The sequence below is a fragment of the Mesorhizobium sp. LjRoot246 genome, from assembly GCF_964254115.1.
GTDB lineage: Bacteria > Pseudomonadota > Alphaproteobacteria > Rhizobiales > Rhizobiaceae > Mesorhizobium.
The window spans coordinates 3,400,007-3,425,346 of record NZ_CAXUSN020000001.1 but is presented as its reverse complement, the minus strand read 5'-3'; the positions used below and the strand labels follow the sequence as shown (position 1 = coordinate 3,425,346).

Here is a 25,340-nt window from a genome sequence, read left to right as displayed (position 1 = left end):
ATGCCTGCTGAGCGTCAATCGCGAGCCGCCTGGCTGACGGTGGTCGGTATCGGCGAGGACGGTTTAGCGGGTCTCGGCGACGAGGCCAAGCAGCGGATTGCCGAGGCGGAGATCATCTTCGGCGGCAAGCGGCACCTGACACTGGTCGCGTCCTTCGCCAAGGGTGAGGCGCGCCCCTGGCCCGTTCCTTTCGATGCCGAGATGACTGATGTTCTGACGCTTGCCGGCAGGCGCGTCTGCGTGCTCGCCTCCGGCGATCCATTCTTCCACGGTGTCGGCGCCACCCTCGCCCGCAAGGTCAAGCCGCAGGAGATGCATGTCATTCCCGCGCCATCGGCCGTTTCGTGGGCGGCCGCGCGCCTTGGCTGGGCGCTGCAGGATATCGAGACCGTCTCGCTGCATGGCCGGCCGCTCGACCTGATCCGGCCGCTGCTGCAGCCACGTGCGCGCATTTTAGCACTGACGTCGGACGCCGGAGCCCCCGCCGCAATCGCGCGCCTGCTCGTCGAACTCGACTTCGGCGCCTCGCGGCTGACTATCCTGGAGGCGTTGGGCGGGCCGAACGAGAACCAGTGCTCGGCGCGCGCCGATGCGTTCGATCTCGAAAACATCAATCCGCTCAACGTGTTGGCGGTCGAAGTTGAATCTGGTCCCGACGCGCGCGTGCTGCCGCTCACATCAGGCCTGGCCGATCATCTGTTCGATCATGACGGCCAGATCACCAAGCGCGAAATCCGCGCGATTACCCTGTCGGCGCTGGCGCCGAAGCGTGGCGAATTGCTGTGGGACATCGGCGCTGGCTCCGGCTCCGTCGGCATCGAATGGATGCTGGCCCACCCTTCGATGCGCACTATTGCCATCGAAGCCGACCCGACCCGCGCCGCCCGCATCGGCCACAACGCCGCCGCCTGTGGCGTTCCCGGCCTTGTCGTGGTGGAAGGCAGCGCGCCCAAGGCGTTTGCCAGGCTGGATACGCCTGACGCGATCTTCATCGGCGGCGGCGGCAGCGACGCCGGCGTCTTGAACGCAGCCATCAAGGCGCTTCGCTCGGGCGGCCGTCTCGTGGCCAACGCGGTAACGCTGGAGATGGAAGCCCTCCTTCTTGCCCAGCATACGAAGCGTGGTGGCGATCTCACCCGGATCGCCATAACCCGCGCGTCTCCCGTGGGCTCGATGCAGGCCTGGCGGCCGGCCATGCCGGTCACCCAATGGAGCTGGGTGAAGCCATGATGGTCGCGGGCATAGGCTGCCGAAAGGGCGTGAGCGTCGAGGACGTGCTTGCGGCGATCGAAACCGCCCTCGAAGCCCACGGGCTGGCGATGACGGCGCTGTCTGCGCTGGCCACGACTGAATTCAAACGCAACGAAGAGGCCATTTTCGCTGCCGGCCGTGAACTCAACCTCCCTGTCGTAGTGGTGGACGTTGCCGGATCCGAATCGGCGCTCCCCCTCACCCAGCCTCCGCTTCGCTCGGCTGACCTCTCCCCGAGGGGAGAGGAGATTGCCAGCGCCGCCGCCAGTCTCTTCTCCCCAGCGGGGAGAAGGTGGCCCGAAGGGCCGGATGAGGGGGCCGCCTCGCGCAACCTCTCGCAAGAACTCGCCGGTACGCCCTCGGTTTCCGAAGCATCCGCCCTTGCCGTGGCCGGCATTGGTGCAAAATTGCTCGGAGCCCGCACCGTGCTCGGCCCGGTCACCTGCGCCATCGCCATCAGCGGAGATGCGCCATGACCGTCCATTTCATCGGCGCTGGTCCAGGTGCCGCCGACCTCATCACGCTGCGCGGCGCGAGGCTCTTGGCAAGCTGCCCCGTCTGCCTGCATGCCGGCTCGATCGTCGCGCCCGAGCTTTTGCAGCACTGCGCGCCGGGGACAAAACTGATCGACACCGCGCCGATGTCGCTCGACGAGATCGAAGCCGCGTATCTCGATGCCTACAAATCAGGCCATGATGTAGCCCGCCTGCATTCCGGCGACCTGTCTGTGTGGAGCGCCGTTGCCGAGCAGATCCGGCGGCTGGAAAAGCATGGCATTCCCTACACGCTGACGCCCGGCGTCCCCTCCTTCGCCGCTGCCGCCGCCGCATTGCGCCGCGAACTGACCATTCCCGAGATCGCGCAAAGCCTTGTGCTGACCCGCATCTCCGGCCGCGCGTCGAAAATGCCGCCAGGCGAAACGCTGGCCGGCTTCGGCCGCACCGGCGCCACGCTGGCCATTCATCTGGCCATCCACGCCATCGATCGCGTCGTCGCCGAGTTGACCCCGCACTATGGCGGCGATTGCCCGGTGGCGGTCGTCTTTCGCGCCTCCTGGCCGGATGAGCGCGTGCTGACCGGCACGCTGGCGACCATCGAGGCGCTGCTCGCCGCCGATCCGATGGAGCGCACGGCGATCATCTTCGTCGGCCGCTCGCTGGCCGCGGAAGGTTTTGGCGAGAGTTCATTATACGACGCCCATTACCAGCGGCGTTTTCGCGGACGGGACGGATTGTGAGCGGCAGCACCAAAAACAACGGCGAACACGCCACGCTCGAAAAAGCCTTGTCCCGGCTGAATTTCAAGCCGCGCCGGCTCGAACCGGGCCATGTCTGGCTGGCCGGCGCCGGCCCCGGCGACCCCGGCTGCCTGACCCTGGAAGTGCTGGCGGCGTTGGCCGAGGCGGATGCGGTCGTCTATGACGCGCTGGTCTCATCGGATGTCGTTGCCGTCGCCGAGAAGGCCGAGCTTTTCTTCGCCGGCAAACGCGGCGGAAAACCATCGATGAAACAAGACGACATCACCGCCCTTTTGGTGCGGCTGGCGCGCGACGGCCGCCGCGTCGTCAGACTGAAGGGCGGCGATCCCTATATTTTCGGCCGTGGCGGCGAAGAAGCTCTGGCGCTCGCGCGGGAAGGTATCCCCTTCCGGGTCTTGCCCGGCCTGACTTCGGGACTCAGCGCTTTAGCCGCGACCGGCATCCCAGCCACCATGCGCGGCATCAACAAGGCTGTGATCCTGGCCACCGGCCACGCCGCCGGCACCGATGACGATATCGACTGGGCGGCGATCGCCCGCACCGGCCAGCCTGTCGTCGTCTATATGGGCATGGCCAATCTGCCGCTTATCGCCGCGGCACTGCTTGACGGCGGGCTGGCGCCGTCGACACCGGCGGCTGTGATCGTCGCCGCCACGACGCCGCAGGAGCGAACCGTCGTCGCCACGCTCGCCACCATCGCCGAGGAAGCGGCGGCCGCCGGCCTTGCTTCGCCGGCGCTGATCGTCGTCGGCGGCATCGTTGCCATGCGCGCGGCACTGGCGGGACAAGCATGACGGCGCGCGCGATCATCGTCGGCGCGCCGCGCTCCGGCTCCGGCAAGACCAGCGTCACCATCGGCATTTTACGCGCGCTGACGCGGCGAGGGCTGAAAGTGCGCGGCGCCAAATCCGGCCCCGATTATATCGACCCCGGCTTCCACACCGCCGCCACGGGTCTGTCCGGCGTCAACCTCGACAGCTGGGCGATGCCGCCGTCGCTGCTCAACGCACTCGCCGCGCAAGCCGCCGACGACACCGATTTCGTCATCCTCGAAAGCGCCATGGGGCTTTTCGACGGGATTCCGGCCTCGCCGGGCCGCACTGGCTCGGCGGCCGACCTAGCGCGGCTCTATGGCCTGCCGGTGCTGCTGGTGCTCGACGTTTCCGGCCAGTCGACCACGGCGGCGGCCGTCGCCAAGGGTTTTGCCACCTATGATCCGGATGTGCGCATGGCCGGCGTCGTGCTCAACCGGCTGGGCAGCGAGCGCCACCGCCGGCTGTCGGGCGACGCCATCGAGGCGATCGGCCTGCCGGTCGTCGGCGCCATCCTGCGCGACCCCACTCTGAACCTACCCGAGCGGCACCTCGGCCTCGTCCAGGCCGGAGAATATGACGACCTGATGGCGCATCTCGACCGGCTGGCCGATATGGCCGAAAAGTCGCTCGACCTCGATGCCATCATGACCCTGGCGACGCCCCTCACCCCGGCGCCTGGCGGTTTCGCCGACGCATTGGCGCCGCCCGGCCAGCGGATTGCGCTGGCCGAGGATGCCGCCTTCACCTTCCTCTATCCGCACGTCGCGGCGTACTGGCGCAAGGCGGGCGCCGAAATCGTCCCGTTCTCGCCGCTCGCCGACGAAGCGCCCGGCGAGGGCTGCGACATCTGCTGGCTGCCCGGCGGCTATCCCGAGCTTCACGCCGGCAAGCTCGCCGCAGCCGCGAATTTCCGCGCCGCGATGACCCGTTTCGCCGCGACAAAGCCGATCCATGGCGAGTGTGGTGGCTTCATGGTGCTCGGTGAAGCGCTGGAAGATGCTTCGGGCGAAACGCACAAAATGCTCGGCCTGCTCGGTCATTCCACCAGTTTCGCCAGGCGCAAGATGAACCTCGGCTATCGCGAGGCGCGGCTGCGCGCCGATTGCCCGCTGGGCTCAGCCGGCGCGCTGATCCGCGGCCACGAATTCCACTATGCGCAGATGCTTGCTGCCGGTAACGACGAGCCGCTGGCCGACCTTGCCGACGGCCAGGGCAATCCGATCGGCGCCTCGGGCTATCGGCGCGGCCATGTCAGCGGCACCTTCTTCCATGCGATTGCAAGGGGCTAGAGCATGAAGTTCAAGAACCTGGTCCTTTCACCGCGGCAAGTCGTCGACGACATCGCGCTCTGCCTGGTCTTCTTCACCAGGCTGCCGCTGCCCGGCTTCGATTTTCGCGGCCGCAGCCTTGCAGCCGCGATCTGGGCCGCCCCTGTTACCGGCCTCGTCGTCGGCCTGATCGGTGCCATCGTCTTTGCCACGGCGGAACGGTTCGGCCTCGCCATGGGGCCAGCGGCGGCTCTTGCGCTTGTGGCAACCGTACTCACCACCGGCTGCCTGCATGAGGACGGGCTGTCCGACGTCGCCGACGGCTTTGGCGGCGGCAAATCGCGCGGCCGCAAGCTCGAGATCATGCGCGACAGCCGTATCGGCGCCTATGGTGCCATGGCGCTGGGCCTGTCGCTGCTGATCCGCTGGAGCGCGCTTTCGGAATTCGTCGATCCCACTCAGGCCCTCTTCGCCCTCCTGGCCGCACACGCGGCCTCGCGCGGCGTGCTCGGCGCCTTCATGCATCTTCTGCCTTCGGCGCGGATCGACGGCCTGTCGGCCGGTGCCGGCACCGTCTCGCAGGAAACCGCCATAGCCGGCGCTGTGCTCGGCGCGATCCCGCTTCTCCTGCTCGGTCTGGGCGGCGCTGTCTTCGCACTGGTCCTGCTTGGCCTGCTATTTGCCGCGTTCCGTGCCCTTTGCCTCCACCAGATCGATGGCCAGACCGGCGACACGATCGGCGCCTTGCAGCAGGCGAGCGAAATCGCGGTGCTGCTCGTCGCATCCGTTGCGCTTTCCTAATCCCTTGGCCTGATTCCCTTTTTGCCTGATTCCCTTTCGGAGACTTTGCCCCCATGCCCTTCAAATCGCTTAGTGAATTGCGCTCCGCCTGCATCGACCTGCCGGCCGGCAGCGATGCCGCGGCCAATGCGGTCGCCCGCCGCCAGGACACGCTGACCAAGCCGCAAGGCAGCCTCGGCCGGCTGGAGACCATCGCCGCATGGCTGGCGCGCTGGCAGGGCCGCGACATGCCGAAGCTCGACCGCGTAAAAGTCTTCGTTTTCGCCGGCAACCATGGCGTCACCGCGCAAGGCGTTTCGGCCTATCCTTCCGAGGTCACGGTGCAGATGGTGGCGAACTTCGCCGGCGGCGGCGCCGCCATCAACCAGCTTGCCCGCATGGCCGGCGCCGACCTCGACGTCATCCCGCTCGATCTCGACCATCCGACCGGCGACTTCACGCAAATGCCGGCGATGGACGAGAAGGCGTTTCTGGCGGCAGTCTCGGCCGGCTATGACGCGGTGACGAAAGACCTCGACCTCATCTGCTTCGGTGAAATGGGCATCGGCAACACGACGCCGGCAGCGGCCATTTCGGCCGCCCTGTTCGGCGGTGGTGCCGAAAAATGGACTGGACGCGGCACCGGCGTCGACGACGCCGGCCTGAAGCGCAAGGTGGTTGCCATCGAAGCCGGCCTGAAGCGCCACGCCGCCGCCCTTGCCGATCCGCTTGCCGTCGCTGCAGCGCTCGGCGGACGCGAACTCGCCGCCATCCTCGGCGCCACGCTGGCCGCCCGCCATCTGGGCATACCCGTGCTGCTCGACGGCTTCGTCTGCACGGCCGCGGCGGCCCCGCTGGCAAAACTGCACCCGACCGGCCTCGCCCACACCATCGCCGCGCACGTTTCGGCTGAGTCAGGCCATCGCGGCCTGCTGGAAGCGCTCGGCCTGCCGCCGCTGCTCGATCTCGGCATGCGGCTCGGCGAAGGCTCCGGCGCCTGCCTCGCCGTCAACATCGTCCGCTCGGCGCTGGAGTGCCATGCCAGGATGGCAAGTTTTGCCGAGGCGGGGGTCTCGGAAAAGTAAGGCAGCCCAAGCGCGGATCGCTTTGAAGCCCCTGAAACGCTCTAACGGGGAGCGCGGCTTTTTTGCTCGAGACGTATCGGCATCGGGCGGGCTCGGCCTTTGTGCAGGACGGCTCAGCCGAGCGTCTATATTAGCAATAAAGAATATATTAACGGCTGTGATGCAGCCTTCTGTACGGGGACGGAAAACACCTCCTCATCGGACGTTCCAACGCGCGCTGAAGCGCCGGGACGCTCGACCAATGCGGAGCAAACGCATGAGTGTCGGAGCAGCTCTCGAACAATTGCTGCGGTTGATTCATAGCCGAGCCATGAAGCTAGCGGCGTTGCCGGAGGATGAACGGGACTTACACTACGATCTCATCCGCCGGTCATGTTGCGAAGCCGCCGAGCAGATAGGACAAAATCCCGACAAGGCAGCAATCACGGCGAACGATATGGTTGAGTTTGTTCGCGCACTGGTCGGAATCATTGAGGTCAGCTGTGGATCGGACCAAGGGCCGACCACCGATCGGCCGCCGCCAGCGCGACATTTTGGCAGCCGTGAGAATGGCATGACCCACGGCTAGCGCATTTCAGGAACGCTTTTCCGTCCGGGATTGAGTCAAAGCAAAGGGTGAGCAGTTCGGCAGCATCGTGCGGATACGGGTTTCGGTCGTATCCGTCAGGGTCCCTCACCTCGTCCAACAACTTGATTTTGTTAGACATTTGGTGGGTGCGCACAGGATTGAACTGTGGACCCGCTGATTAAGAGTCAGCTGCTCTACCAACTGAGCTACGCACCCACTCGGCCGGCAAAAACCGGCGTTGGCGGGCATATAGCCGCCACCATCGGTCCTGTCCAGCCCTGCCGGAATCATTTCCCGACAAATCGCTTGGAGCCTCGCTTTTAGCTGTTGGTGCCGGGCGAAACCTTACGTTCTCTTGGCGGGACAGCGCCCCCCTCTGCCCTGCCGGGCATCTCCCCCTCCAGGGGGGAGATCGGAAGCTTCGTCGTCCCGCCTCTCTTTCTGCATTCGAAGTTGGCGAAATCCGAAATTACGGCCAATCTCCCCACTTGAGGGGGAGATGTCCGGCAGGACAGAGGGGGGCGGTGAAGGATCGCTAACAGCGACGGTCTTCCTCGATGCATTAATGCGCGATCAGACGAACAGTCTGCCTTCCGCCACCTTGACCGCGTTGCCGCCGATGCGCGCCGAGGCCAGTTTTCCGCCTTGCACGGTCAGTTCGAGGCGGATGCACGATGGCCGGCCCATCTCCAGCCCCTGCTCGATCCACAGCTGCGAAGTGCCGTCGGTCGGCGCGTCGAAATGCATGATAGCGCCGGCAAAGGCCGCCGCCGCCGAGCCGGTCGCCGGATCCTCGTAGGAAGGCGTGCCGGGCACGATCATGCGCACATGGAAGGCGCTGTCGTGGTTCACCGTCTCGCGGCAGTAGACATAGGGGCTGGCGAAGGCCCATTCGCTCTTGCGCGGCGCCAGTTCCGACCAGGCCTGGTTGTCGAGCCGGATGCGGCCCGCCGCCTCGAGATTGGCAACCGGGATGGTGACGTAAGGCACGCCCGCCGACCAGAACGCGACGCGGTGATTCTCGAAGCCGATCTCATGCGGCGTCAGGCCAAGCGCCGCACCGATCGCCTCCGGGTCGGCTTCGAGCTTCAGCGGTTCCGGCAGCTTCGCCAGGTCGAACTCGGCAAAGGTCGCGCCATCGTGCTTGCTGACGGCGCACCGCACCGGGCCGATGTTTTCCTCCAGCACGAAGATGCCGGCGCCGCCCTCTTCCGCCAGTTCGGCCAGCGCAATCGCGGCGCCTACCGTGGGATGACCGGCGAACGGCATTTCGTAGTCGGGCGTGAAGATGCGAATGCGGTTTTTATGCTTCGGATTGCTCGGCGGCAGCACGAAAACCGATTCGGACAGGTTGAATTCGCGCGCGATGGCCTGCATCGCGGCCGTGTCCAATCCCTTGCTGTCGAGCACGATGGCCAAAGGATTGCCCGCCAGTCGCTCGGTCGTAAACACATCGTAAAGTAAGTAATTCCGGGTTTTCATTCCTGCCTCAATCCCAACATGGGCGAAATTTAATTTGATATTCGAACCGGTAAGCCTGATCTGTGCACAGATAGGGACATTTACGCATTATAGGGGTCCAGCGTGGACCAGATTGTCAATCTGCCAAAGATGGAATCGGATTCCGCCATCGAGACGGCGCTCGGGCTCGACAAGACGGGTCGGCGCAAGTCGCGCCGGCGTGGCTGGCTCTATGCGCTGCTGGCGCTGATCGTGCTCGTTGCCGGGCTTGGCGCCTATCAGTGGTATGCCGGCTCGCCGGCCAAGATCGACTACACCACAGCGCCTGCCGCCAAGGCCGACCTCACCGTCGCGGTGTCGGCGACCGGCACGCTGCAGCCGCTCACCCAGGTGGACATTTCCAGCCAGCTCTCCGGTATCATCCGTTCGGTGTCGGTCGAGGAGAACCAGCAGGTCAAAAAGGGCGATGTGCTGGCGGCACTCGACACCGCGAAACTCCAGGTGCAGATCGAACGGGCGCAGGCGTCCGCCAAGGCGGCGTCCGCCAATGTCGAGGACGCCGCGGTAACGCTCGCCGAAAACGAAAAGGCACTGATCCGCGCGGCGGCACTGACCAGGCGCGGCATGGCGACCGACCAGTCGCTTGAGGCGGCGACCGCGACGCGCGACCGCTCCAAGGCGGCACTCGACAGCGCCGAGGCCAATCTCGCCATCGCCAATGCCGATCTGAAATCGCAGCAGACCGACCTTGCCAACAGCACCATCTATGCGCCGATCGACGGCATCGTGCTGACGCGTTCGGTCGACCCCGGCCAGACGGTCGCCTCCTCCCTGCAGGCCCCAGTGCTGTTCATCATCGCCGCCGATCTCAGGAACATGGAACTGGTGGCGGCGGTCGACGAGGCCGACATCGGCGCGGTCAAATCCGGCCAGCATGCCCGCTTCACGGTCGATGCCTTCCCCGAGCGGCCGTTCGATGCCGAGATCCGCGACATCTCCTACGCCTCGGTCACCACCGATGGCGTCGTCACCTACAATGCGCGGCTCGAGGTCGACAACAACGAGCTGCTGCTGCGGCCCGGCATGACCGCCACCGTTTCGGTCGTCACCAAGCAGGCCAAGGGCGTGCTCACCGTGCCGGCCACCGCCTTCCGCTATCGCCCGGCGCAGCAGGCCGCGCGCGGCTGGAGCCTGAGCGACCTGTTCACCGGCCGCATGGGCCGCCCCGGCGGCAACCGCCAGCGCCAGGCCGCGACGGTGCCCACCGATGGCTCACGCACGCTCTACGTGCTGGAGAATGGGCGTCCGCACCCGGTCAACGTCAAGATCGGTTCCACCGATGGCGAACTGACCGAGATCATTTCCGGCCTGGACGAAGGCGCAGAGGTTATCACCGCGTCGCAGCAGCGGAGCTGATGCCGTGGCTGCGGGCGCGACCCTCATCACCTTCGACAAGGTCTGGAAGAGCTATGGCCAGGGCGAGGCCAAGGTGCACGCGCTGGCCGGCGTCGATCTCGCCATCCGGCGCAGTGAATTCGTCGCCATCATGGGGCCGTCCGGCTCCGGCAAATCGACGGCGATGAATATAATCGGCTGCCTCGACACGTCGACGGCCGGAACCTATTCCTTCATGGGCATCGACGCCGGCCGCCTCGACCGCAACCGCCGCGCCATGCTGCGCAACCTCTATGTCGGCTTCGTCCTCCAGGGCTACAATCTGCTGGCCCGCACCACGGCGGCTGAAAATGTCGAACTGCCGCTGATCTATCGCGGCGTGGCCGCCCGCGAACGCCGCGACCTTGCCATGCAGGCTCTGGCGGAGGTCGGCCTTGTCGGCCGCGAGCACCACACACCGGCCGAACTGTCCGGCGGCCAGCAGCAGCGCGTGGCGATCGCGCGCGCCATCGTCACGCGCCCGACCCTGCTCGTCGCCGACGAGCCGACCGGCAATCTCGACACCGCACGCACGCACGAGATCATGGAACTGCTGACCCGGCTCAACACCGAGCTTGGCCTGACCATCGCCATGGTCACGCATGAGGCCGACGTCGCCGACTATGCCGAACGCACCATTCGATTCCTCGACGGCCACGTCGCCTCCGACTCCAAGAGGCTGGAGACGGCACAATGATCTGGGAAACCGTCCGCCTCTCGCTTCGCTCGATCCGCCGCAACGTGCTGCGCTCGTTCCTGACCTTGCTTGGCATCGTCATCGGCGTTGCCGCCGTCATTGCCATGCTGACCATCGGCTCCGGCACGACCGAAAAGGTCAAGGCCGACATCTCCAAGCTCGGCAGCAATCTGCTGGTCGTCCGCTCCGGCCGCCCGGCCGGCCCCGGCGCTCCGGGCGGCCTCGACCAGGTGGTGCGCCCACTGGCCGAAAAGGACCTGGCGGCCCTGGTTGCGCACCTGACCGGTGCCCGCGCGATTTCGCCGGCCTCGCAGAAGCAGGTGCGTGTCATCTTCGGCACCGAGAGCCTGATCTCGGGCGTCACCGGCACCGACAGCGCCTATCTCGACGCACGCGACTGGAAGCTGGTGTCCGGCCGGCCGTTCAGCGATTCCGAAACCCGCTCGGGTACCGGCGTGTGCCTGATAGGCGAGACCGTGCGCCAGCAATTCTTCGGTGCCGGCGATCCCGAGGGCGAGATCATCCGCGTCAACCGCACCTCCTGCAAGATCATCGGCCTGCTCGAACCGAAGGGCTATACCGGCTTCGGCCAGGACCAGGACAATGTCGTCCTGATGCCGCTGCACGCCTACCAGCGCCGCATCGCCGGCAACCGCGACATCGACAACATCTACATCGCCGCCGACGATCGCACCCCGACCAGCGAGTTGCAGCCGCGCGTCGAGGACATCTTGCGCGATATCAGGCGCATCACGCCCGAGCGCGAGAGCGATTTCGCCATCCGCGACATGACCCAGATCGCCGACGCCATGGCCAGCGCCACCACCACCATGACCGGCATGCTGGGCGCGGTTGCCGGCGTCAGCCTGCTGGTCGGCGGCATCGGCATCATGAACATCATGCTGGTCTCGGTCACCGAGCGCACCCGCGAGATCGGTATCAGGCTCGCCATCGGCGCGCATGAAAAGCACATCCTGATCCAGTTCCTGGTCGAGGCCACGGTGCTGTCGCTGCTCGGCGGCATCATCGGCATCCTGATCGGCCTGGCGCTGGCCGGCCTCGCCGCGGCGACGCTGACCATCCCCTTCGCGCCAAGCCCCGCGGTTATCCTGCTCGCCGTCGGCTTTTCGGCGCTCATCGGCATGGTGTTCGGCTTCTTCCCGGCGCTGCGCGGCGCCAGGCTCGACCCGATCGACGCGCTTAGGCATGAGTAAGCCCAGGCCAGCTCGGCCACGGCGGCCTCCATCCACAACCTTGGATGCTAGCGGACACCCACAACGCAGTCGCCGTTCGATCAAAGGCCGGTCAACGCTGTTCCATGCGCAGAGGACTTCATGACCGTCCCTCGCCCGCGCCCAGCGTGACGAGAAGCGCGTCCAACTGCTCGAACTGCTCGCCCATCGCATCCGCCGCCCCGGTGCCGGCAGCGTCGAGAGCTTCCTTCGAAGGATAGAGTTCGTGCAGGACCAGCAGCGTCTTGCCACCTTTCTCCTCGAAGGTCACCGTGGTGACGGGTCCACCGTCACCACCTTCGTCATTGGTCCAGACGAGGCGCGAGTGCGGTATCACTTCGATATACCTACCGAAGAACTCGTCAGGGTTTGAGGCATCGTGGCCGAACACCAAGCGGTACCTACCCCCGACACGAACATCCATCTCGCAGGAACGCAGGAACATGCCCATCGACTTCGGCGCCCACCACTGCTTGAACAGCTCGGGCTTGGTCCACGCCTCGAAAACGATGCGTGCCGGGCCGTTGAAGGTTCGCGTAACGACGAGCTCACGCTCGGACTTCCGTTCCACCGTCGTGCGGTTCTTCACGGGGCTGGGCCTACTATCTCTTCTTTCGTCCATCGACTTTCTCCTTCCGTTTCAATTCCTCGACAACCTTGTCCAACTCGTCGAAGCGTGCGTCCCAGAGCTGGCGGTGCCTCTCGATCCATGCCGCCTCTTCCTCCAGTCCGTGTAGGCCGAGCTTGCAGGTCCGCACGCGCCCAACCTTCTCCGTGGTGACGAGCCCCGCCTGCTCCAAAACGCCGACGTGCTTCTTCATGCCCGTGAGGGTCATGTGGAATTTCTCGGCAAGCTCCGTGATCGAAGCGTCCGAACGGCCGAGCTGCTCCAGAACGCCGCGTCGGGTGGCGTCCGAGAGCGCGGCGAACGAGGCATCTAAGCGGGTTTGGTAATACTGAACCATGTGGTTCAGTATGTAACAGGCGGATTGGCGGCATGCAAGGGGAGGCCCAGCGCGCGCTGCGTTGCCGGCCGCCTCCACTCCCAAATCGACATCATCTCGATACAGATTCGATCGACTCGGCGATCTCCAGGCCCTAAGGCAAGATATCTCTGGTTGGGGGCGAATAGCACATGAGCAAGAAGGCGCGACTGATCCTGGCGATGGTCATCATCGAGGCAGCCCTTGCAGGTATCTGGTGGTATCTCGCCCGCTACGGCATGGCCAATCCTGATCGCGTCACATCGGATTTTCAGGCAGTCGTCGGCCAGACCATGGGAATGGCGATGGGCGGCTTGCTGGGCATCGGCTTTATCCTGTTCCTCGTCGCCGCTCGCAATGATCGCAAGGCGGCGCAGAGCAAGACACTTCGTTAATCGACGCCCGAAAAATGCCACTCGATCAGCGGCTTCATGTGCGCTGATAGCCCGGCTGGCAGGTCGGCGGCATGGCGGATGATCACCGGCCCCTCGATCTCCGGCTCGGTCTCGGCCGCTACGAAGGCCGAGATGCGCCGGGCGATCTCGTCGGCGGGCGCCGCCGCGTGGTAGCGGCGGAAAATCACTGTGCCGCTGTTGGTCGACATGGCGTGGTAGCGCTTGCCGCGTTCCGCACCTGACAGGTCGAGACCGGTTTCCTCGCGCACCTCACGGATCATGTTGAAATCGACATCGACCAGCCCGTCGCGAAAGTCGGCCGGCTCGAACGAGCCGGCGGCGAAATAGACGCGGCCGGGGTTGGCCGTGTGTGAGCCCATGCGGATCGCCACCAGCGCGTTGTCGCCGGCCACAAGCATGGCATGGGCATAGGCATGCTCGGCGCCCGAATTCTCGCGCCGTTTGCGCCACAGCATGAAAGTCGAATAGTTGACCGCATGGCAGCGGCCGACGAGACAATTGTCGCGGTAGGCGAGTTGCGACAGCAGCACCACCGTGCCGTCGAACAGCGCCGGATTAACGGCGACTTCGCGCCGCCAGTTCTCGGTGATCGCCTCTGCATTATCCCTGGAGAAAGGATGCGGGCCAGGGTCGAGCCGGACGTCGACGGCATCGACGGGCAGGATGACATTGCGCGGCAGGTCGAAACTCATGCGGGTATCACGCGATGTCCAGCGTGATGGCCACCGGGCAATGGTCCGATGCCTTCGGCCGGTCCCAGCCGGCACGCGGAAAGCGGTCGACCTCCTGCCCCGGCGGAAAGATAGTGCGCCAGGGCTGGCCGTTGCGGATGATGTCGGGAACAGCCGTCGCGTTGCTGGCCGCGAGCCCCTTCGACAGCAGGATGTAGTCGAGCTGGCACAGATGCCGCTCTTCCGGTCCGCGCGTGTGGTAGAAACTCCAGCGGTCCATCTCCGGCCGCCGCTCGACGACGTTCTCGCAAAAGCCGCCGGCCGTCAGCACATTGATGCAGGACAAGGCCTCGTCGACCACCTCGAAACGGTAGCCGTCGATCGCGTCGCCGGCGACCTTCACGCGCTGCCGGTAATCGTTCATGTCGCCACAGATCGCCCAGCGTTTGTCGGCGGCGTGATCCCCACCGAAACGCTGCTCGATGATCCGCCGCACGGCTTGTGCCTCGGCAATGCGCACCGGCATCGTCGCCTCGCGCCCGTCGAGCCCGTTGCGCGGCGAGCCCATCGACTTGAAGTGCACGAGGTAGAGCGTCAGCGGCACGCCGCCCACGGTGATGTCGATCTCCAGGCAGTCGCGCCGGAAGATGCGCTCATTTGCCTGGTTGCCGAGGGCGGCCAGCTCCGGCGTGTGCAGCCCGAACTGCTCGTAGGTGACGTAGGCGTGGCTGGTCATGCGCACGAATTCGATCGGCTGGCCCTGCGCGGTTTCGTTGCGCATCATCACGGCAACGTCGATGCCGCGTGAATCATTGCCCGATGTGGTGTATTTCTGCCGGTAGCCCTGCCCCACCATCTTGAACAGATAGCCGTATTCGAACGCCTTCAGCGCCTCGACATTGTCGACTTCCTGCATGCAGATGATGTCGGCGCGGGTGGCGGCGATGGCCAGCGCCGTCAGCTGGCGCGTATCGTCGGACTGGGCGATGGCACGGGCCTGCTCCAGCATCCTGTATTCCGCCTCGCTCCGGATGTCGTACAGCGCCAGCGTGCGATCCTCGTTGAGCTGGTTGCGATAGCCGGAAAAATCGAACCTGTTCATCAGGTTCTCGACATTGAAGGTGGCAAGGCGCAGCGACATGCCATGACCTTTGCCCGCAAGTTCTGCAGAAAACAAGCTCGCAGGACCACCAACTGAGATCGATCGATCCTGACGCCACTCGCGCCATGGTTGACGGAACCTTTCCGTTCATCCGCCGTTCAGATGCAAAGATCCATTGTTGCCCCATTCCTCGGGTGGGCGCGGGGCCTGTAACTCTTGGAGAGTGCAATGAATTCGCTCTTTTCTTCCACGGTCAAATCCGGGCTGATAGCCCTCGGTATCTTCTCCGGCATCACGGCGCCGTCCGCCGCCGGACCAATCCTGCAGCCGAATCTATCTATTCCGACAAGCACGGCGGCGCCGACTGTCACGCCGGTCCGCGACGAATGGGCGGGCGGCAACGACCGTCAGTTCAACAACGATTGGAGATGGCGCCGGTCGGGCAACTGGAACGGCGGCCGTAGACACTGGGACGGTGGCGGCAACTGGAACGGCGGAAACTGGAATCGCGGAAACTGGGACCGCGGCGATGACTGGCGTTGGCGCCGCCACTATCATCGCCGGCACTACGATGATGGAGCAGCCGCTATCTTGGGCCTTGGGCTGGGGCTCGGCCTCGGCAGCATGTACAACAACTACAATTACTACGATGCCCCGCCGCCGCGCCGCTATTACCGCACCTATCGGACGCAGCGGGTTTCCAATGCTCATGTGCAATGGTGCTATAACAGGTACCGGTCGTATCGCGCCTGGGACAACACGTTCCAGCCCTATGGCGGCCCGCGCCAGCAGTGCTGGTCGCCCTATAGCTGAGTAGGGCCTCAGAAATGAAAAACGGCGCCACGTGGCGCCGTTTTTGCGTCTGTTCGACTTTCGAGTCGTGCGGATCGCGCTTAGTTCTTAGCCTTGTCGACCAGCTTGTTCTTGGAAATCCACGGCATCATCGCGCGCAGCTTGGCGCCGACTTCCTCGATCTGGTGGTTGTCATTGTTGCGGCGGATGCCCTTGAAGCGCGACATGCCGGCGCGATATTCCTGCATCCATTCCGAAGTGAACTTGCCGGTCTGGATGTCCTTCAGCACCCGCTTCATCTCGGCCTTGGTCTCGGCGGTGATGATGCGCGGACCCGAAACATATTCGCCCCATTCGGCGGTGTTCGAGATCGAGTAGTTCATGTTGGCGATGCCGCCTTCATAGATCAGGTCGACGATCAGCTTGACCTCGTGCAGGCACTCGAAATAGGCCATTTCGGGCGCGTAGCCGGCTTCCACCAGCGTCTCGAAGCCGGCGCGGATCAGTTCGACCAGACCGCCGCACAGCACGACCTGCTCGCCGAACAGATCGGTCTCGCATTCCTCGCGGAAATTGGTCTCGATGATGCCCGAACGGCCGCCGCCGACGCCGCAGGCGTAGGACAGCGCCAGATCGAGCGCATTGCCCGACGCGTCCTGGTTGACGGCTACCAGGCACGGCACGCCGCCGCCCTTCTGGTATTCGCCGCGCACCGTGTGGCCGGGACCCTTCGGGGCGATCATAACGACGTCGACCGTCGATTTCGGCTCGATCAGGCCGAAATGCACGTTGAGGCCGTGCGCGAAGGCAATTGCCGCGCCGTCACGGATGTTCGGCGCGATCTCGTTCTTATAGATGTCGGCCTGCAATTCGTCCGGCGTCGCCATCATCATCAGGTCGGCCCATTTGGCGGCATCCGCCACGCTCATCACCTTGAGCCCGTCGGCCTCGACCTTCTTGGCGGTCGCCGAGCCGGCCTTGAGACCGATGGCGATCTCCTTGGCGCCGGAATCCTTAAGGTTGAGCGCATGCGCCCTGCCCTGGCTGCCATAGCCGATGATGGCGACCTTCTTGCCCTTGATCAGATTGAGATCGGCATCACGATCGTAATAAACGCGCATTTTGTCTTCCTTCCCGTTTTATGAATCAGAGGCCCTGCGGCCCGGTTTTTGCTCCGAAAAGAGCTAGAAACTGCTGCGTCGCGCGCGCGGCATCGCCGCCGATCGCCGCCTCAGTCAATTCCAGCCGGTCGCCAAGCAGCAGACGGATCTGCACATCGCGGGCGACCAGCCCGAAAAAGGTGCGGAATGCCGTCTCGGCATCCGAAAAATCGAGCAGCCCGGCCCGATGACCAGCCTCAAGCATGGGCTTCAGCCGCTTGGCCAGCGCAAAGCGGCCATTCTCCAGCACGACGGCGCCGAGATTGTCCTTGCCAGACCCGGCATGGCCAACCGCCACCCGGTTGAGCGCGATCGAGGTGTCGCTGGAGATCACCCGGAGCCAGTCCGAGGCAAAACGTTCAAGGCTTGCCGTCAGGGAGGCCAGATCGAGCCCCTTGCCATCGACCTGCGCCACCCGCACTTTCGAAGCCTGCCATTGCACCGTCGCCGTCAGCAGCCCGTCGCGGTCGCCGAACCATTTGTAGAGCGTTTCCTTGGAGCAGCTGGCGCGGCGCGCCACGGCGGTCATGGTCAGTTGATCGCCCTCCTCGACCAGCAGCCGCAACGCCGCGTCGAGCACGGCCTTCTGCCGCTCCGTCAGCGCTTCGCTGGTGTCGATTTCGGGCACGCTGTGCAACACGCTCTTCTCTCGAAAGGCAAGGCTGGCCGGTCATTCCGGCGAGCCGTACCGTACGTTACGGTTCGCCTGATCTATGCCGTATTGCACTGAGCCTTGCAAGCCCTATTTTCTGTTTCGACGGCATCGGCGCCGGATGGCAAGCAGGGGGAAAGAAGATGCTGATCGGACTGCTTGCCTTGACGGTTGCCGCCGTGTTCTCCGGCGCCGCGATCTATCTCAGTGTCGCCGAGCAGCCGGCGCGGCTTGGTCTCGACGACAAGGCGCTGCTGCAGGAATGGCAGCCCTCCTACAAGCGCGGCGCCGCCATGCAGGCCTCCATTGCCCTTCTCGCCTGTATTCTCGGTCTGCTTGCTTGGTGGCAAACCGGCGGCTTCGCTTTCCTGATCGGCGCGGTGTTGATCATCCTGCCCTGGCCGTGGACGCTGATTGCCATGATGCCGACAAACAGGGTGCTGGAGACGATGGTCGCGAGCGCCGATAATCCGCAAGCTAGGTCCCTGATCGTCAAATGGGGCAATCTGCACCTGGTTCGCACCGCACTTGGCGTGCTGGCGACGCTGGCATTTCTCTGGGGCAGCCATCTGGCCTGACCTCGCCAAGCCGGCCTGGCGCGATGGCATCAGTCCGCGACGGGCGGATGACGCAAGCGCCCTAGCAGTGCCGAGACCATGGTCAACTCATCTCCAGAGAGTTTGGCGCCGACCAGTTCGGCGATCGACCGCCCATAAACAGCCCACATCTGGCGGCGTGTCTGTCGTCCCTTGGCCGTGATGCGGATGGTCTGGCCGCGACCGTCATCGGCCACCGGCAGCTTCTCGACGAGCCCATCGGCCTCGAGCCGGGCCAGCAGGCGCGAAATGTTGTATTGCGCAAACAGCGTGCGCTCGATCAGTTGGAACGGCCGCAGCCCGCCCTCACCCGCCTCGGCGAGCTCATGCAGCACGTCGTACCAGGCAAGCGGCGGCAGGCCGGCTGCCTTCAACGCCTCTTCAGCACTTTCCATCAGCTGGCGCGATACGCGCATCAGGCGAGCCCAGGCCTTGATGGCTTCGGGCATAGGCGCTGTTTTCTCGGTCATGGTCCAACATAGGCGATAGATGCATCTGCATCAAGCTTGACGGTCGATGCATTCGCATCTACATAGATGCAACTGCATTAACTATGGAAAGCCAATCCCCATGAAACACGCCTTGTGTCTGGAGAACTGAGATGACAGACAAGCTCATTCTCGTCAGCCATCATCTCTGCCCTTATGTGCAGCGCGCCGCGATTTCGTTGGCCGAAAAAGGCGTGCCGTTCGAGCGCGTCGACATCGACCTCGCCGACAAGCCGGACTGGTTCAAGGCGATCTCGCCACTCGGCAAGGTGCCGCTGCTGCGCGTGCAGCGAAATGGCGAGGAGACGGTGATCTTCGAATCGGCCGTCATCCTCGAACTCCTCGAAGAGACGCAGGCCAAGCCCCTCCACCCCGCCGACCCCTATGCCCGTGCCCGGCATCGCGCCTGGATCGAGTTCGGCTCGGCAACCCTCAACGCCATCGGCCGGTTTTATTCAGCCACGAGCGAGGCCGGCTTCCTGGCCGAATCCAGCGCGCTGTCTGCAATGTTCGATCGTCTTGAGGCCGAGCTGGCGGACGAGCCTGGCGGACCCTGGTTCGCCAGCAAGCACTTTTCGCTGGTCGACGCCGTTTACGGTCCGGTCTTCCGCTATCTCGACGCCTTCGAACGGATCGGTGATTTCGGCATCCTGGACGGCAAACCGCTCGTCCAAGCCTGGCGCAAAGCCTTGAGTGAACGCCCGTCGATCAAGCACGCCGTGGCGCCGGACTACCCGCAGCACCTGCATGCCTTCCTGCAAGCCAAGGGCTCGTACCTTTCGGGCCTCATTTGGCGGAATGATCCAACCACCGCGCTTCGGCCAGCCCGATCCGCTTGAACGGATCGATCACGGTTCCAGCCACCATCGAGGCAAGAAACTGCGGCGCCGGTGGGATTTTTGCCACCGTCGCCACCAGCCTGTCGCGGATGAAGGGCAAAGCCACCGAATCCGACTGGTAGAACGGCGTGAATGCCAGCGACAGCGCCTGGAAGATCCGGACATGCCAGCGCCGCGCCTTTGCATAGGCTTCCAGTGCTGCCTCGACGTTTGACGCCCGCCCAAGCGCATGGCTGAGTGCCGCGGCGTCGAGCAGTGCCATGTTCGCCCCTTGCCCCAATTGCGGACTGGTGGAATGCGCCGCGTCGCCGATGACGGCCAATCGCCTACCGGCCGGAAGCTTCATCGTGTGGTGGCCGTAGCGGGCCAGCGAGAGCTGGTCGAAACTGTCGATCTGGCTGACATACGCCTCGCTCTGCGGCCACAGCCGGACGACCCTCTCCTTCCACCCGTCCACACCTCGGGCGCGCACGGCGTCGGCGTCGGCCGGCTTCAAGCTCCAGAAGAAGGCCGCCATCTTTTCGGCGCCCGGCTCCGGCCGGCCGATCGGCAGCACGCCGATCATCACGCTGGCCTTGTCGTAGCGTTGCAACAGCGCGTGCTCGTCGAAACCTTCGCCGCGCCAGCCGAGCGAGGCCCAGAACGCGCCATAGGTAAGTGCTCGTGGTTCGCCTGGATTGCCAGCGCCTTGCCGCAGTTTCGAGCGAGAACCGCTGGCGTCGATGACGAGATCGAACGGCCCTGCCCTTCGTCCGTTGCCGCAGATCAGCGCCACCCGTTCGCCGATCTCCAGAGCCTCGATCTCGACACCGGTCTCGATAGTAATCGCCTCGCGCCGCGCGGCGCGAAAAAGCACGCCGAACAAGGCCGCCCGGTGCACGGCGAGGCCAAAACGACCGCCATGTAGCGCATCGTAACGGACATCGAGCACGGTACGGCCGGTGCTGGCATCGGCGCCATGCAGGCGGTCGATGCGGCTGCCCAGCGCCAGTATGTCGTCGAGCAGGCCAAGATCGGCCAGGACCGTCAACCCGGTCGGCTGCAGGATCAGTCCGGAACCGACCGGCTTCGGTTCGTCGAAGCGCTCGAACACGGTGACCCGATGCCCGGCACGCTTGAGATAGAGCGCCATGGCCAGTCCCGCCGGCCCGGCGCCTGCAATTGCGATGTCGTAGGAAATGCCAATGCCCCCAAAGCCGAATGGCCGGGACAATCCTTCAGCGGCCGGACGAAATCAAGTCGCGGCACCGTTCAGGGGCTTACGCTTGGGCGGCATCAAAATCGGCGCGCGCTGCGCGCACCGCATCATGGTTGAGTTCGGCCCACAGAATCAATTGATGAAAGGCGCCGAACATAGAGCGCCCGAGGTCGGTCAGGCTGTATTCGACGCTCGGTGGTTTGGTCGGGAACACCTCACGATGCACATAACCGTCGCGCTGAAGATCGTACAGCGTCTGGGTCAACATGCGCTGCGAAATGTCGGGCACAAGGCGCCTCAACTCGCCGAAGCGATAGGGTTTTTCAGCCAAGGCCATCATCAGCAGCGATCTCCATTTGCCGCTAACGCCCTGGATGACATCACGAACCGGACAATTGGCAATATTGCCGCCGCCTGAGATAGCCTTGTAGATCTCCATCTTCGATTTCAGATTGATGACCTTGCCGTCCATGGCTGGTTCCCTGCGTGTGCCTACCTCCCGAAAAACTGCCTTCTTTACGGCACCAGGTCAATTCCTATTTTAGTGCTGGTCTCTTTCTGAGACTATCACTCGGCCGCCCTTGCGGCGCAATGTCAGGATCTCCCATGACCAAAACCCTTCTCGTCACCGGCGCCTCCGGCCAGCTCGGCCGCGGCGTCATCCACTATCTCTTGGACACGCACAAAGTTCCGCCAGCAAAGATCATCGCCACCACACGCAATCCGGAAAGCGTGGCCGATCTGGCGCTGCGCGGCGTCGTTGTCAGGGCCGCCGACTTCAACGACGCGGCCTCGCTGGAAACCGCATTCGAGGACGCCGACAAGGTGCTGATCATTTCGACCGGCGATCTCGATCTCAAAAGCGGCAGGCGCCTGAAGCAGCACGAAAATGCCGTCGCCGCGGCCAAAAACGCCGGCATTTCGCATCTGCTCTACACCTCGATGCCCAATCCGGAGCCGGTATCGCCGGTCCTGTTTGCCGATGACCACTACAGCACCGAGCAGGCGATCAAGGCGAGCGGCATCCCCTACACGATCTTCCGCAACGGCTGGTACCAGGAGAACCTGTTCATGGCACTGCCGCACGCGATCGCCTCGGGACGCTGGTATACGTCCGCCGGAGAAGGCCGGATTGCGCACGGCGCACGCGATGACATGGCAGCGGCGATCGCCGCCGGCCTCGCTTCCGGCTCGACCGAGAGCAGGACCTACACCTTGACCGGTCCGAATGCCTACACCACGGCAGAGATCGCGGCCCTGGTAAGCGAGGTTACCGGCAAGCCGCTGGAAGTCATTCAGGTTCCGGATGAGGCGCTGACCGAAGGTGTAAAGGCGGCCGGCGTGCCAGAGGATTTCGCTGACGTCGTCGTATCCTTCGACGTCAACACGCGTTCCGGCCGCATCGCCATGGTGACCGACGCGATCGAGACGCTTTCCGGCAGGACGCCGAAGACCTTGAAGCAGTTCCTCGAGGCGAACAAGGCCGCCCTGGCTGGTTGAAATCCGAGCGGCGGAAAGTCTCGTCTCGATTTTCCGCCGCGCTACTTCGCCTTTTTGAGCAGCCCAAGCCGGACCAGGCTTTCGCCCGTCGCAACCAATGCATCTTCGCGTGATCGCGGCGCCCAGCCGAGCAGGCGCACGGCCTTCGCTTTTGTCGCATTCTTGACCTTGCCCAGTTCCGGCACGAGCTGCGCGGCTTCCGGGTTGAACAGGCCCACGATCCGCACTAGCCAATCGGGAAGCTCCCGGGTCGATACCCGCGCCCCGGCATCGCCCAGCCGCGCTTTCAACGTCTGCGCGATCTCGCGCACCGTCATGAAATCGCCGGCAACCGCCAGGAATCGCTTACCCCTCGCGGCAGGGTTGGTCATGGCACGCACATGCAGGTCCGCCACGTCGCGCGCGTCGACGACGCCGAAAGACAGGCGCGGCAACCCCGGCATGGCGCCGTTCAGCATGCGCTGAACAAATTCGGTGGAGGTCGAATGATCGGACCCAAGAACCGGTCCGAAGATGCCAACCGGATTGACGACCGCGAGTTCAAGTTTGCCGCCCTCGGCGGCAATAAAATCCCAAGCGGCACGTTCCGCCAGGGTCTTCGATTTCACATAGGCACTGATCTTGCCCGCCGGATCGGTCCAGTTCTCCTCGGTGAACGGCTGGCCGCCAGGCGGCGGCTTGCCATAGCCGATTGCAGCGAAGGACGAGGTCAGCACGACGCGCTTCACGCCCGCATCCCGCGCCGCGCGCAATACCCGCAGCGCCCCCTCACGCGCCGGAACGATCAGGTCGTCTTCATGTTTCGGTACGCCGGGCGGAAATGGCGAGGCGACATGAAGCACATAGTCGCAACCGGCCACCGCATCCGGCCAGCCCGCGTCGGCCATCAGATCGGCGACGGCGAACGAAAGCGCCGCCGCGGGCTCGATACCGCCGGCCTTGAGCATGGCGAGCACATCGGCTTCGCGTTTTGCAGAGCGCACGGTCGTGCGCACGCGGTAGCCGGCCTTCAGCAGTTCGAGAATACAGTGAGCGCCGAGGAAGCCGGAGCCGCCGGTAACAAGCACCAATTCGCCGCTCATTCCGCCTCCTCAGCCGTTCATGGGCAAGAGCCCGTCAGATCGCCACCTGCGTACCGATCTCTACCACACGGCCGGTCGGGATCTGGAAATATTCGGTCGCATCGGCCGCCGTGCGCGCCAGGCCGATGAACAGCTTGTCCTGCCACACCGGCATGCCGGAATTGGGCGATGCCTTGAGCGAGCGACGCGACAGGAAGAACGAGGTCGTCATGATGTCGAATTTCCACCCCTGCTTGCGGCAGATCGCCAGCGCGCGCGGGATGTTGGGCTGTTCCATATAGCCGAAGGTCAGCGTCACCCGCATGAACAGCTCGTTGACCGTCTCCATCTTGACCCGGTCGCTGTCTGGCACCACCGGCTGCGGCGCCGTCACCACCGAAAGGATGACGTTCTGCTCATGCAGCACCTTGTAGTGCTTGAGGCTGTGCATCAGCGCGGTTGGCGCGCTAAGCGGATCGCTGGTCAGGAAAACGGCGGTGCCGGACACCAGTTGCGGCTTCTTCTTCAACAGATTGCCGGCGAGGAAATCGAGCGGGATCTCGTTGCGGCGGGTCTTGTCGAACAGATAGCGGCTGCCGCGCACCCAGGTCCACATGGCCATGATGACGGCGAAGGCTACTGCCAGCGAAGACCAGCCACCTTCAAAGACCTTGACGATGTTGGAGGCGAAGAAGCCGATGTCGATCAGAGCGAACAGTGCCGTCAGCCCGATCGCCGACCACAGGTTCCATTTCCAGATCCGCGTCATGATGACGAACAGCAGCGTCGTCGTCACCAGCATGTTGCCGGTCACCGAAATGCCGTAGGCGGAGGCCAGCTTGCTGGACTCGCCAAAGCCGACGACCAGCATCATCACCACCAGCGCCAACAGGAGATTGACGCGCGGCATATAGATCTGGCCGGACTGCTTCTCCGACGTATGCAGGATTTCCAGGCGCGGCAGCATGTTGAGCTGCACCGCCTGCCTGGTCAGCGAAAAGGCGCCGGAGATCACTGCCTGGCTGGCGATGACAGTGGCGGCGGTCGCCAGCACCACCATCGGTATCAGCGTCCATCCCCCGTTCATCTCGAAAAAGGGGTGACCAACGACACCGCCGTTGGCGAGCACGAAGGCGCCCTGCCCGGCATAATTGAGCAGCAGGCAAGGGAACACGATCGCCAGCCAAGCCAGCACGATCGGCTTGCGGCCGAAATGGCCAAGATCGGCGTAAAGCGCCTCGGCGCCTGTGACGGCAAGGAAGACAGCACCGATGGTCACAAAAGAGACGTCAGGCGAATTGATCAGGAAGGCGACGATATAATGTGGACTGATTGCCCACAGGATTTCCGGATCGGCGATGATGTGGTTGATGCCGGAAAGTCCGATGGCCAGAAACCATATAGCGGTCACGGGACCGAACACCAGGCCCACACCACCTGTGCCGAAGCGCTGCACCGCGAATACCATAGCGAGGATGACCAGAGTCAGTGGCACGACATAAGGCTGGAAAGCGGGCGTGACGACATTCATGCCTTCGACCGCCGACAGCACCGAAATCGCCGGCGTGATGACGGCGTCGCCGAAAAACAATGAGGCCCCGACGATACCTATGCCCAGGATCACCGCCGAGCGCTTCGGGAAACTGCCGCGCGCCAGCGCCATCAGCGACAGCACGCCACCTTCGCCGCGGTTGTCGGCACGCAGCACGAACATGATGTACTTCACCGTCACCGTGATCGTAAGCGACCAGATGATCAGCGACAGCACGCCGAGAATATCGCCGCGCTCGGCAACGTTGCCGCCGGATGAGGCGTGAAGCGCCTCGCGAAAGGCGTAGATCGGGCTGGTGCCGATATCCCCATAGACGACACCGAGCGCGCCCAGCATAAGCACCTTGGTGCTGTGCTGCTCGACTTCAGGGTGGCTCGATTGGTCGACGGGTTCTGCCTCACTACCAGTGTTGGCAAGGGCCATAAACGACACTCCGATAATCGCGCGGTGCTCTACGCTTGCTGCGGTGCAATATCAAGTG

28 protein-coding genes and 1 tRNA gene are annotated in these 25,340 nt (G+C 64.3%); 16 read left to right on the top strand and 13 right to left on the bottom strand.

The window, feature by feature from the left end:
• The 8 genes from cbiE (at position 1) to ACSQ3L_RS16535 (ending at position 7,025) form a co-directional block, all read left to right on the top strand.
• On the top strand, positions 1-1,230 hold the full coding sequence (cbiE, locus tag ACSQ3L_RS16570; protein ID WP_436160933.1) for a precorrin-6y C5,15-methyltransferase (decarboxylating) subunit CbiE: 1,230 nt from the start codon (positions 1-3) through the stop codon (positions 1,228-1,230).
• The gene (locus tag ACSQ3L_RS16565; RefSeq protein WP_436160932.1) at positions 1,209-1,727 is read left to right on the top strand and encodes a cobalamin biosynthesis protein; all 519 of its coding nucleotides are present in this window, start codon (positions 1,209-1,211) and stop codon (positions 1,725-1,727) included. The genes cbiE and ACSQ3L_RS16565 overlap by 22 nt, the downstream gene beginning before the upstream one ends.
• Positions 1,724-2,488, top strand: coding sequence for a precorrin-4 C(11)-methyltransferase (cobM, locus tag ACSQ3L_RS16560; protein ID WP_436160931.1), 765 nt, complete (start codon positions 1,724-1,726; stop codon positions 2,486-2,488). The genes ACSQ3L_RS16565 and cobM overlap by 4 nt, the downstream gene beginning before the upstream one ends.
• Positions 2,485-3,303, top strand: a complete 819-nt coding sequence (cobA, locus tag ACSQ3L_RS16555; protein WP_436160930.1) for a uroporphyrinogen-III C-methyltransferase — start codon at positions 2,485-2,487, stop codon at positions 3,301-3,303. Before cobM ends, cobA begins: the two co-directional genes overlap by 4 nt.
• Positions 3,300-4,613, top strand: a complete 1,314-nt coding sequence (locus ACSQ3L_RS16550) for a cobyrinate a,c-diamide synthase (RefSeq protein WP_436160929.1) — start codon at positions 3,300-3,302, stop codon at positions 4,611-4,613. Before cobA ends, ACSQ3L_RS16550 begins: the two co-directional genes overlap by 4 nt.
• 3 nt (positions 4,614-4,616) lie before the next feature.
• Positions 4,617-5,393, top strand: a complete 777-nt coding sequence (cobS, locus tag ACSQ3L_RS16545) for an adenosylcobinamide-GDP ribazoletransferase (protein ID WP_436160928.1) — start codon at positions 4,617-4,619, stop codon at positions 5,391-5,393.
• 53 nt (positions 5,394-5,446) lie between these two features.
• Entirely contained in the window at positions 5,447-6,457 is a 1,011-nt protein-coding gene (gene cobT / locus ACSQ3L_RS16540; protein ID WP_436160927.1) for a nicotinate-nucleotide--dimethylbenzimidazole phosphoribosyltransferase, read from the top strand.
• A 256-nt stretch (positions 6,458-6,713) separates the two neighbouring features.
• Positions 6,714-7,025 carry a hypothetical protein gene (locus ACSQ3L_RS16535; RefSeq protein ID WP_436160926.1) on the top strand — a complete coding sequence of 104 codons (312 nt, stop codon included), beginning with the start codon at positions 6,714-6,716 and terminating at the stop codon, positions 7,023-7,025.
• Between the two features lie 140 nt (positions 7,026-7,165).
• On the opposite strand, the gene ACSQ3L_RS16530 is transcribed toward ACSQ3L_RS16535, so the two are convergent.
• Positions 7,166-7,241, bottom strand: a tRNA-Lys gene (locus ACSQ3L_RS16530).
• 357 nt (positions 7,242-7,598) lie between these two features.
• Positions 7,599-8,507, bottom strand: coding sequence for a PhzF family phenazine biosynthesis protein (locus ACSQ3L_RS16525; RefSeq protein WP_436160925.1), 909 nt, complete (start codon positions 8,505-8,507; stop codon positions 7,599-7,601).
• 102 nt (positions 8,508-8,609) lie between these two features.
• On the opposite strand from ACSQ3L_RS16525, the gene ACSQ3L_RS16520 reads away from it, so the two are divergent.
• From ACSQ3L_RS16520 to ACSQ3L_RS16510, 3 genes are read left to right on the top strand one after another with little or no spacing between them, the layout of a single operon-like run.
• Positions 8,610-9,902: an efflux RND transporter periplasmic adaptor subunit gene (locus ACSQ3L_RS16520; RefSeq protein WP_436160924.1), complete on the top strand. Its 1,293-nt coding sequence runs from the start codon at positions 8,610-8,612 to the stop codon at positions 9,900-9,902.
• 4 nt (positions 9,903-9,906) lie between these two features.
• On the top strand, positions 9,907-10,617 hold the full coding sequence (locus tag ACSQ3L_RS16515) for an ABC transporter ATP-binding protein (protein WP_436160923.1): 711 nt from the start codon (positions 9,907-9,909) through the stop codon (positions 10,615-10,617).
• Positions 10,614-11,831 carry an ABC transporter permease gene (locus tag ACSQ3L_RS16510; protein WP_436160922.1) on the top strand — a complete coding sequence of 406 codons (1,218 nt, stop codon included), beginning with the start codon at positions 10,614-10,616 and terminating at the stop codon, positions 11,829-11,831. Before ACSQ3L_RS16515 ends, ACSQ3L_RS16510 begins: the two co-directional genes overlap by 4 nt.
• 118 nt (positions 11,832-11,949) lie before the next feature.
• Here the strand turns inward: ACSQ3L_RS16510 and ACSQ3L_RS16505 are convergent, their stop codons facing one another.
• Positions 11,950-12,471, bottom strand: coding sequence for an SRPBCC family protein (locus ACSQ3L_RS16505; RefSeq protein WP_436160921.1), 522 nt, complete (start codon positions 12,469-12,471; stop codon positions 11,950-11,952).
• Complete coding sequence (locus tag ACSQ3L_RS16500; protein ID WP_436160920.1) at positions 12,452-12,814, bottom strand: ArsR/SmtB family transcription factor; 363 nt, start codon at positions 12,812-12,814, stop codon at positions 12,452-12,454. The genes ACSQ3L_RS16505 and ACSQ3L_RS16500 overlap by 20 nt, the downstream gene beginning before the upstream one ends.
• A 170-nt stretch (positions 12,815-12,984) precedes the next feature.
• On the opposite strand from ACSQ3L_RS16500, the gene ACSQ3L_RS16495 reads away from it, so the two are divergent.
• Positions 12,985-13,227 (top strand): hypothetical protein, encoded by a 243-nt coding sequence (locus ACSQ3L_RS16495; protein ID WP_436160919.1) that lies wholly within the window; start codon positions 12,985-12,987, stop codon positions 13,225-13,227.
• Here the strand turns inward: ACSQ3L_RS16495 and ACSQ3L_RS16490 are convergent.
• Both ACSQ3L_RS16490 and ACSQ3L_RS16485 read right to left on the bottom strand, forming a co-directional pair.
• Positions 13,224-13,940 carry a hypothetical protein gene (locus ACSQ3L_RS16490; protein WP_436160918.1) on the bottom strand — a complete coding sequence of 239 codons (717 nt, stop codon included), beginning with the start codon at positions 13,938-13,940 and terminating at the stop codon, positions 13,224-13,226. The genes ACSQ3L_RS16495 and ACSQ3L_RS16490 overlap by 4 nt on opposite strands.
• A gap of 7 nt (positions 13,941-13,947) precedes the next feature.
• On the bottom strand, positions 13,948-15,060 hold the full coding sequence (locus ACSQ3L_RS16485; RefSeq protein WP_436160917.1) for an endonuclease/exonuclease/phosphatase family protein: 1,113 nt from the start codon (positions 15,058-15,060) through the stop codon (positions 13,948-13,950).
• A gap of 189 nt (positions 15,061-15,249) precedes the next feature.
• On the opposite strand from ACSQ3L_RS16485, the gene ACSQ3L_RS16480 reads away from it, so the two are divergent.
• Positions 15,250-15,834 (top strand): BA14K family protein, encoded by a 585-nt coding sequence (locus tag ACSQ3L_RS16480; protein ID WP_436160916.1) that lies wholly within the window; start codon positions 15,250-15,252, stop codon positions 15,832-15,834.
• A gap of 80 nt (positions 15,835-15,914) precedes the next feature.
• On the opposite strand, the gene ilvC is transcribed toward ACSQ3L_RS16480, so the two are convergent.
• Both ilvC and ACSQ3L_RS16470 read right to left on the bottom strand, forming a co-directional pair.
• Entirely contained in the window at positions 15,915-16,934 is a 1,020-nt protein-coding gene (ilvC, locus tag ACSQ3L_RS16475) for a ketol-acid reductoisomerase (protein ID WP_436160915.1), read from the bottom strand.
• A gap of 25 nt (positions 16,935-16,959) precedes the next feature.
• Positions 16,960-17,613 carry a TetR/AcrR family transcriptional regulator gene (locus ACSQ3L_RS16470; RefSeq protein WP_436160914.1) on the bottom strand — a complete coding sequence of 218 codons (654 nt, stop codon included), beginning with the start codon at positions 17,611-17,613 and terminating at the stop codon, positions 16,960-16,962.
• A 155-nt stretch (positions 17,614-17,768) separates the two neighbouring features.
• Here ACSQ3L_RS16470 and ACSQ3L_RS16465 point away from each other — a divergent pair, with 155 nt between their 5' ends.
• Positions 17,769-18,203 (top strand): DUF1772 domain-containing protein, encoded by a 435-nt coding sequence (locus ACSQ3L_RS16465; protein WP_436160913.1) that lies wholly within the window; start codon positions 17,769-17,771, stop codon positions 18,201-18,203.
• Between the two features lie 29 nt (positions 18,204-18,232).
• Here ACSQ3L_RS16465 and ACSQ3L_RS16460 read toward each other — a convergent pair whose 3' ends face one another.
• The gene (locus ACSQ3L_RS16460) at positions 18,233-18,691 is read right to left on the bottom strand and encodes a MarR family winged helix-turn-helix transcriptional regulator (protein ID WP_436160912.1); all 459 of its coding nucleotides are present in this window, start codon (positions 18,689-18,691) and stop codon (positions 18,233-18,235) included.
• Between the two features lie 131 nt (positions 18,692-18,822).
• Between ACSQ3L_RS16460 and ACSQ3L_RS16455 the strand changes: the two genes are divergently transcribed.
• Positions 18,823-19,548 carry a glutathione S-transferase family protein gene (locus tag ACSQ3L_RS16455; protein WP_436160911.1) on the top strand — a complete coding sequence of 242 codons (726 nt, stop codon included), beginning with the start codon at positions 18,823-18,825 and terminating at the stop codon, positions 19,546-19,548.
• Here the strand turns inward: ACSQ3L_RS16455 and ACSQ3L_RS16450 are convergent.
• Positions 19,496-20,761, bottom strand: coding sequence for an FAD-dependent oxidoreductase (locus tag ACSQ3L_RS16450; RefSeq protein ID WP_436160910.1), 1,266 nt, complete (start codon positions 20,759-20,761; stop codon positions 19,496-19,498). The two genes, ACSQ3L_RS16455 and ACSQ3L_RS16450, sit on opposite strands and share 53 nt — an antisense overlap.
• A gap of 46 nt (positions 20,762-20,807) precedes the next feature.
• Positions 20,808-21,218 carry a winged helix-turn-helix transcriptional regulator gene (locus tag ACSQ3L_RS16445; RefSeq protein ID WP_436160909.1) on the bottom strand — a complete coding sequence of 137 codons (411 nt, stop codon included), beginning with the start codon at positions 21,216-21,218 and terminating at the stop codon, positions 20,808-20,810.
• A gap of 134 nt (positions 21,219-21,352) precedes the next feature.
• On the opposite strand from ACSQ3L_RS16445, the gene ACSQ3L_RS16440 reads away from it, so the two are divergent.
• Positions 21,353-22,246, top strand: a complete 894-nt coding sequence (locus ACSQ3L_RS16440; RefSeq protein ID WP_436160908.1) for an SDR family oxidoreductase — start codon at positions 21,353-21,355, stop codon at positions 22,244-22,246.
• Positions 22,247-22,287: 41 nt separating this feature from the next.
• Here ACSQ3L_RS16440 and ACSQ3L_RS16435 read toward each other — a convergent pair whose 3' ends face one another.
• The gene (locus ACSQ3L_RS16435; protein WP_436160907.1) at positions 22,288-23,328 is read right to left on the bottom strand and encodes an SDR family oxidoreductase; all 1,041 of its coding nucleotides are present in this window, start codon (positions 23,326-23,328) and stop codon (positions 22,288-22,290) included.
• 34 nt (positions 23,329-23,362) lie between these two features.
• On the bottom strand, positions 23,363-25,282 hold the full coding sequence (locus ACSQ3L_RS16430) for a potassium transporter Kup (protein WP_436160906.1): 1,920 nt from the start codon (positions 25,280-25,282) through the stop codon (positions 23,363-23,365).
• Between the last annotated feature and the right edge of the window lie 58 nt (positions 25,283-25,340).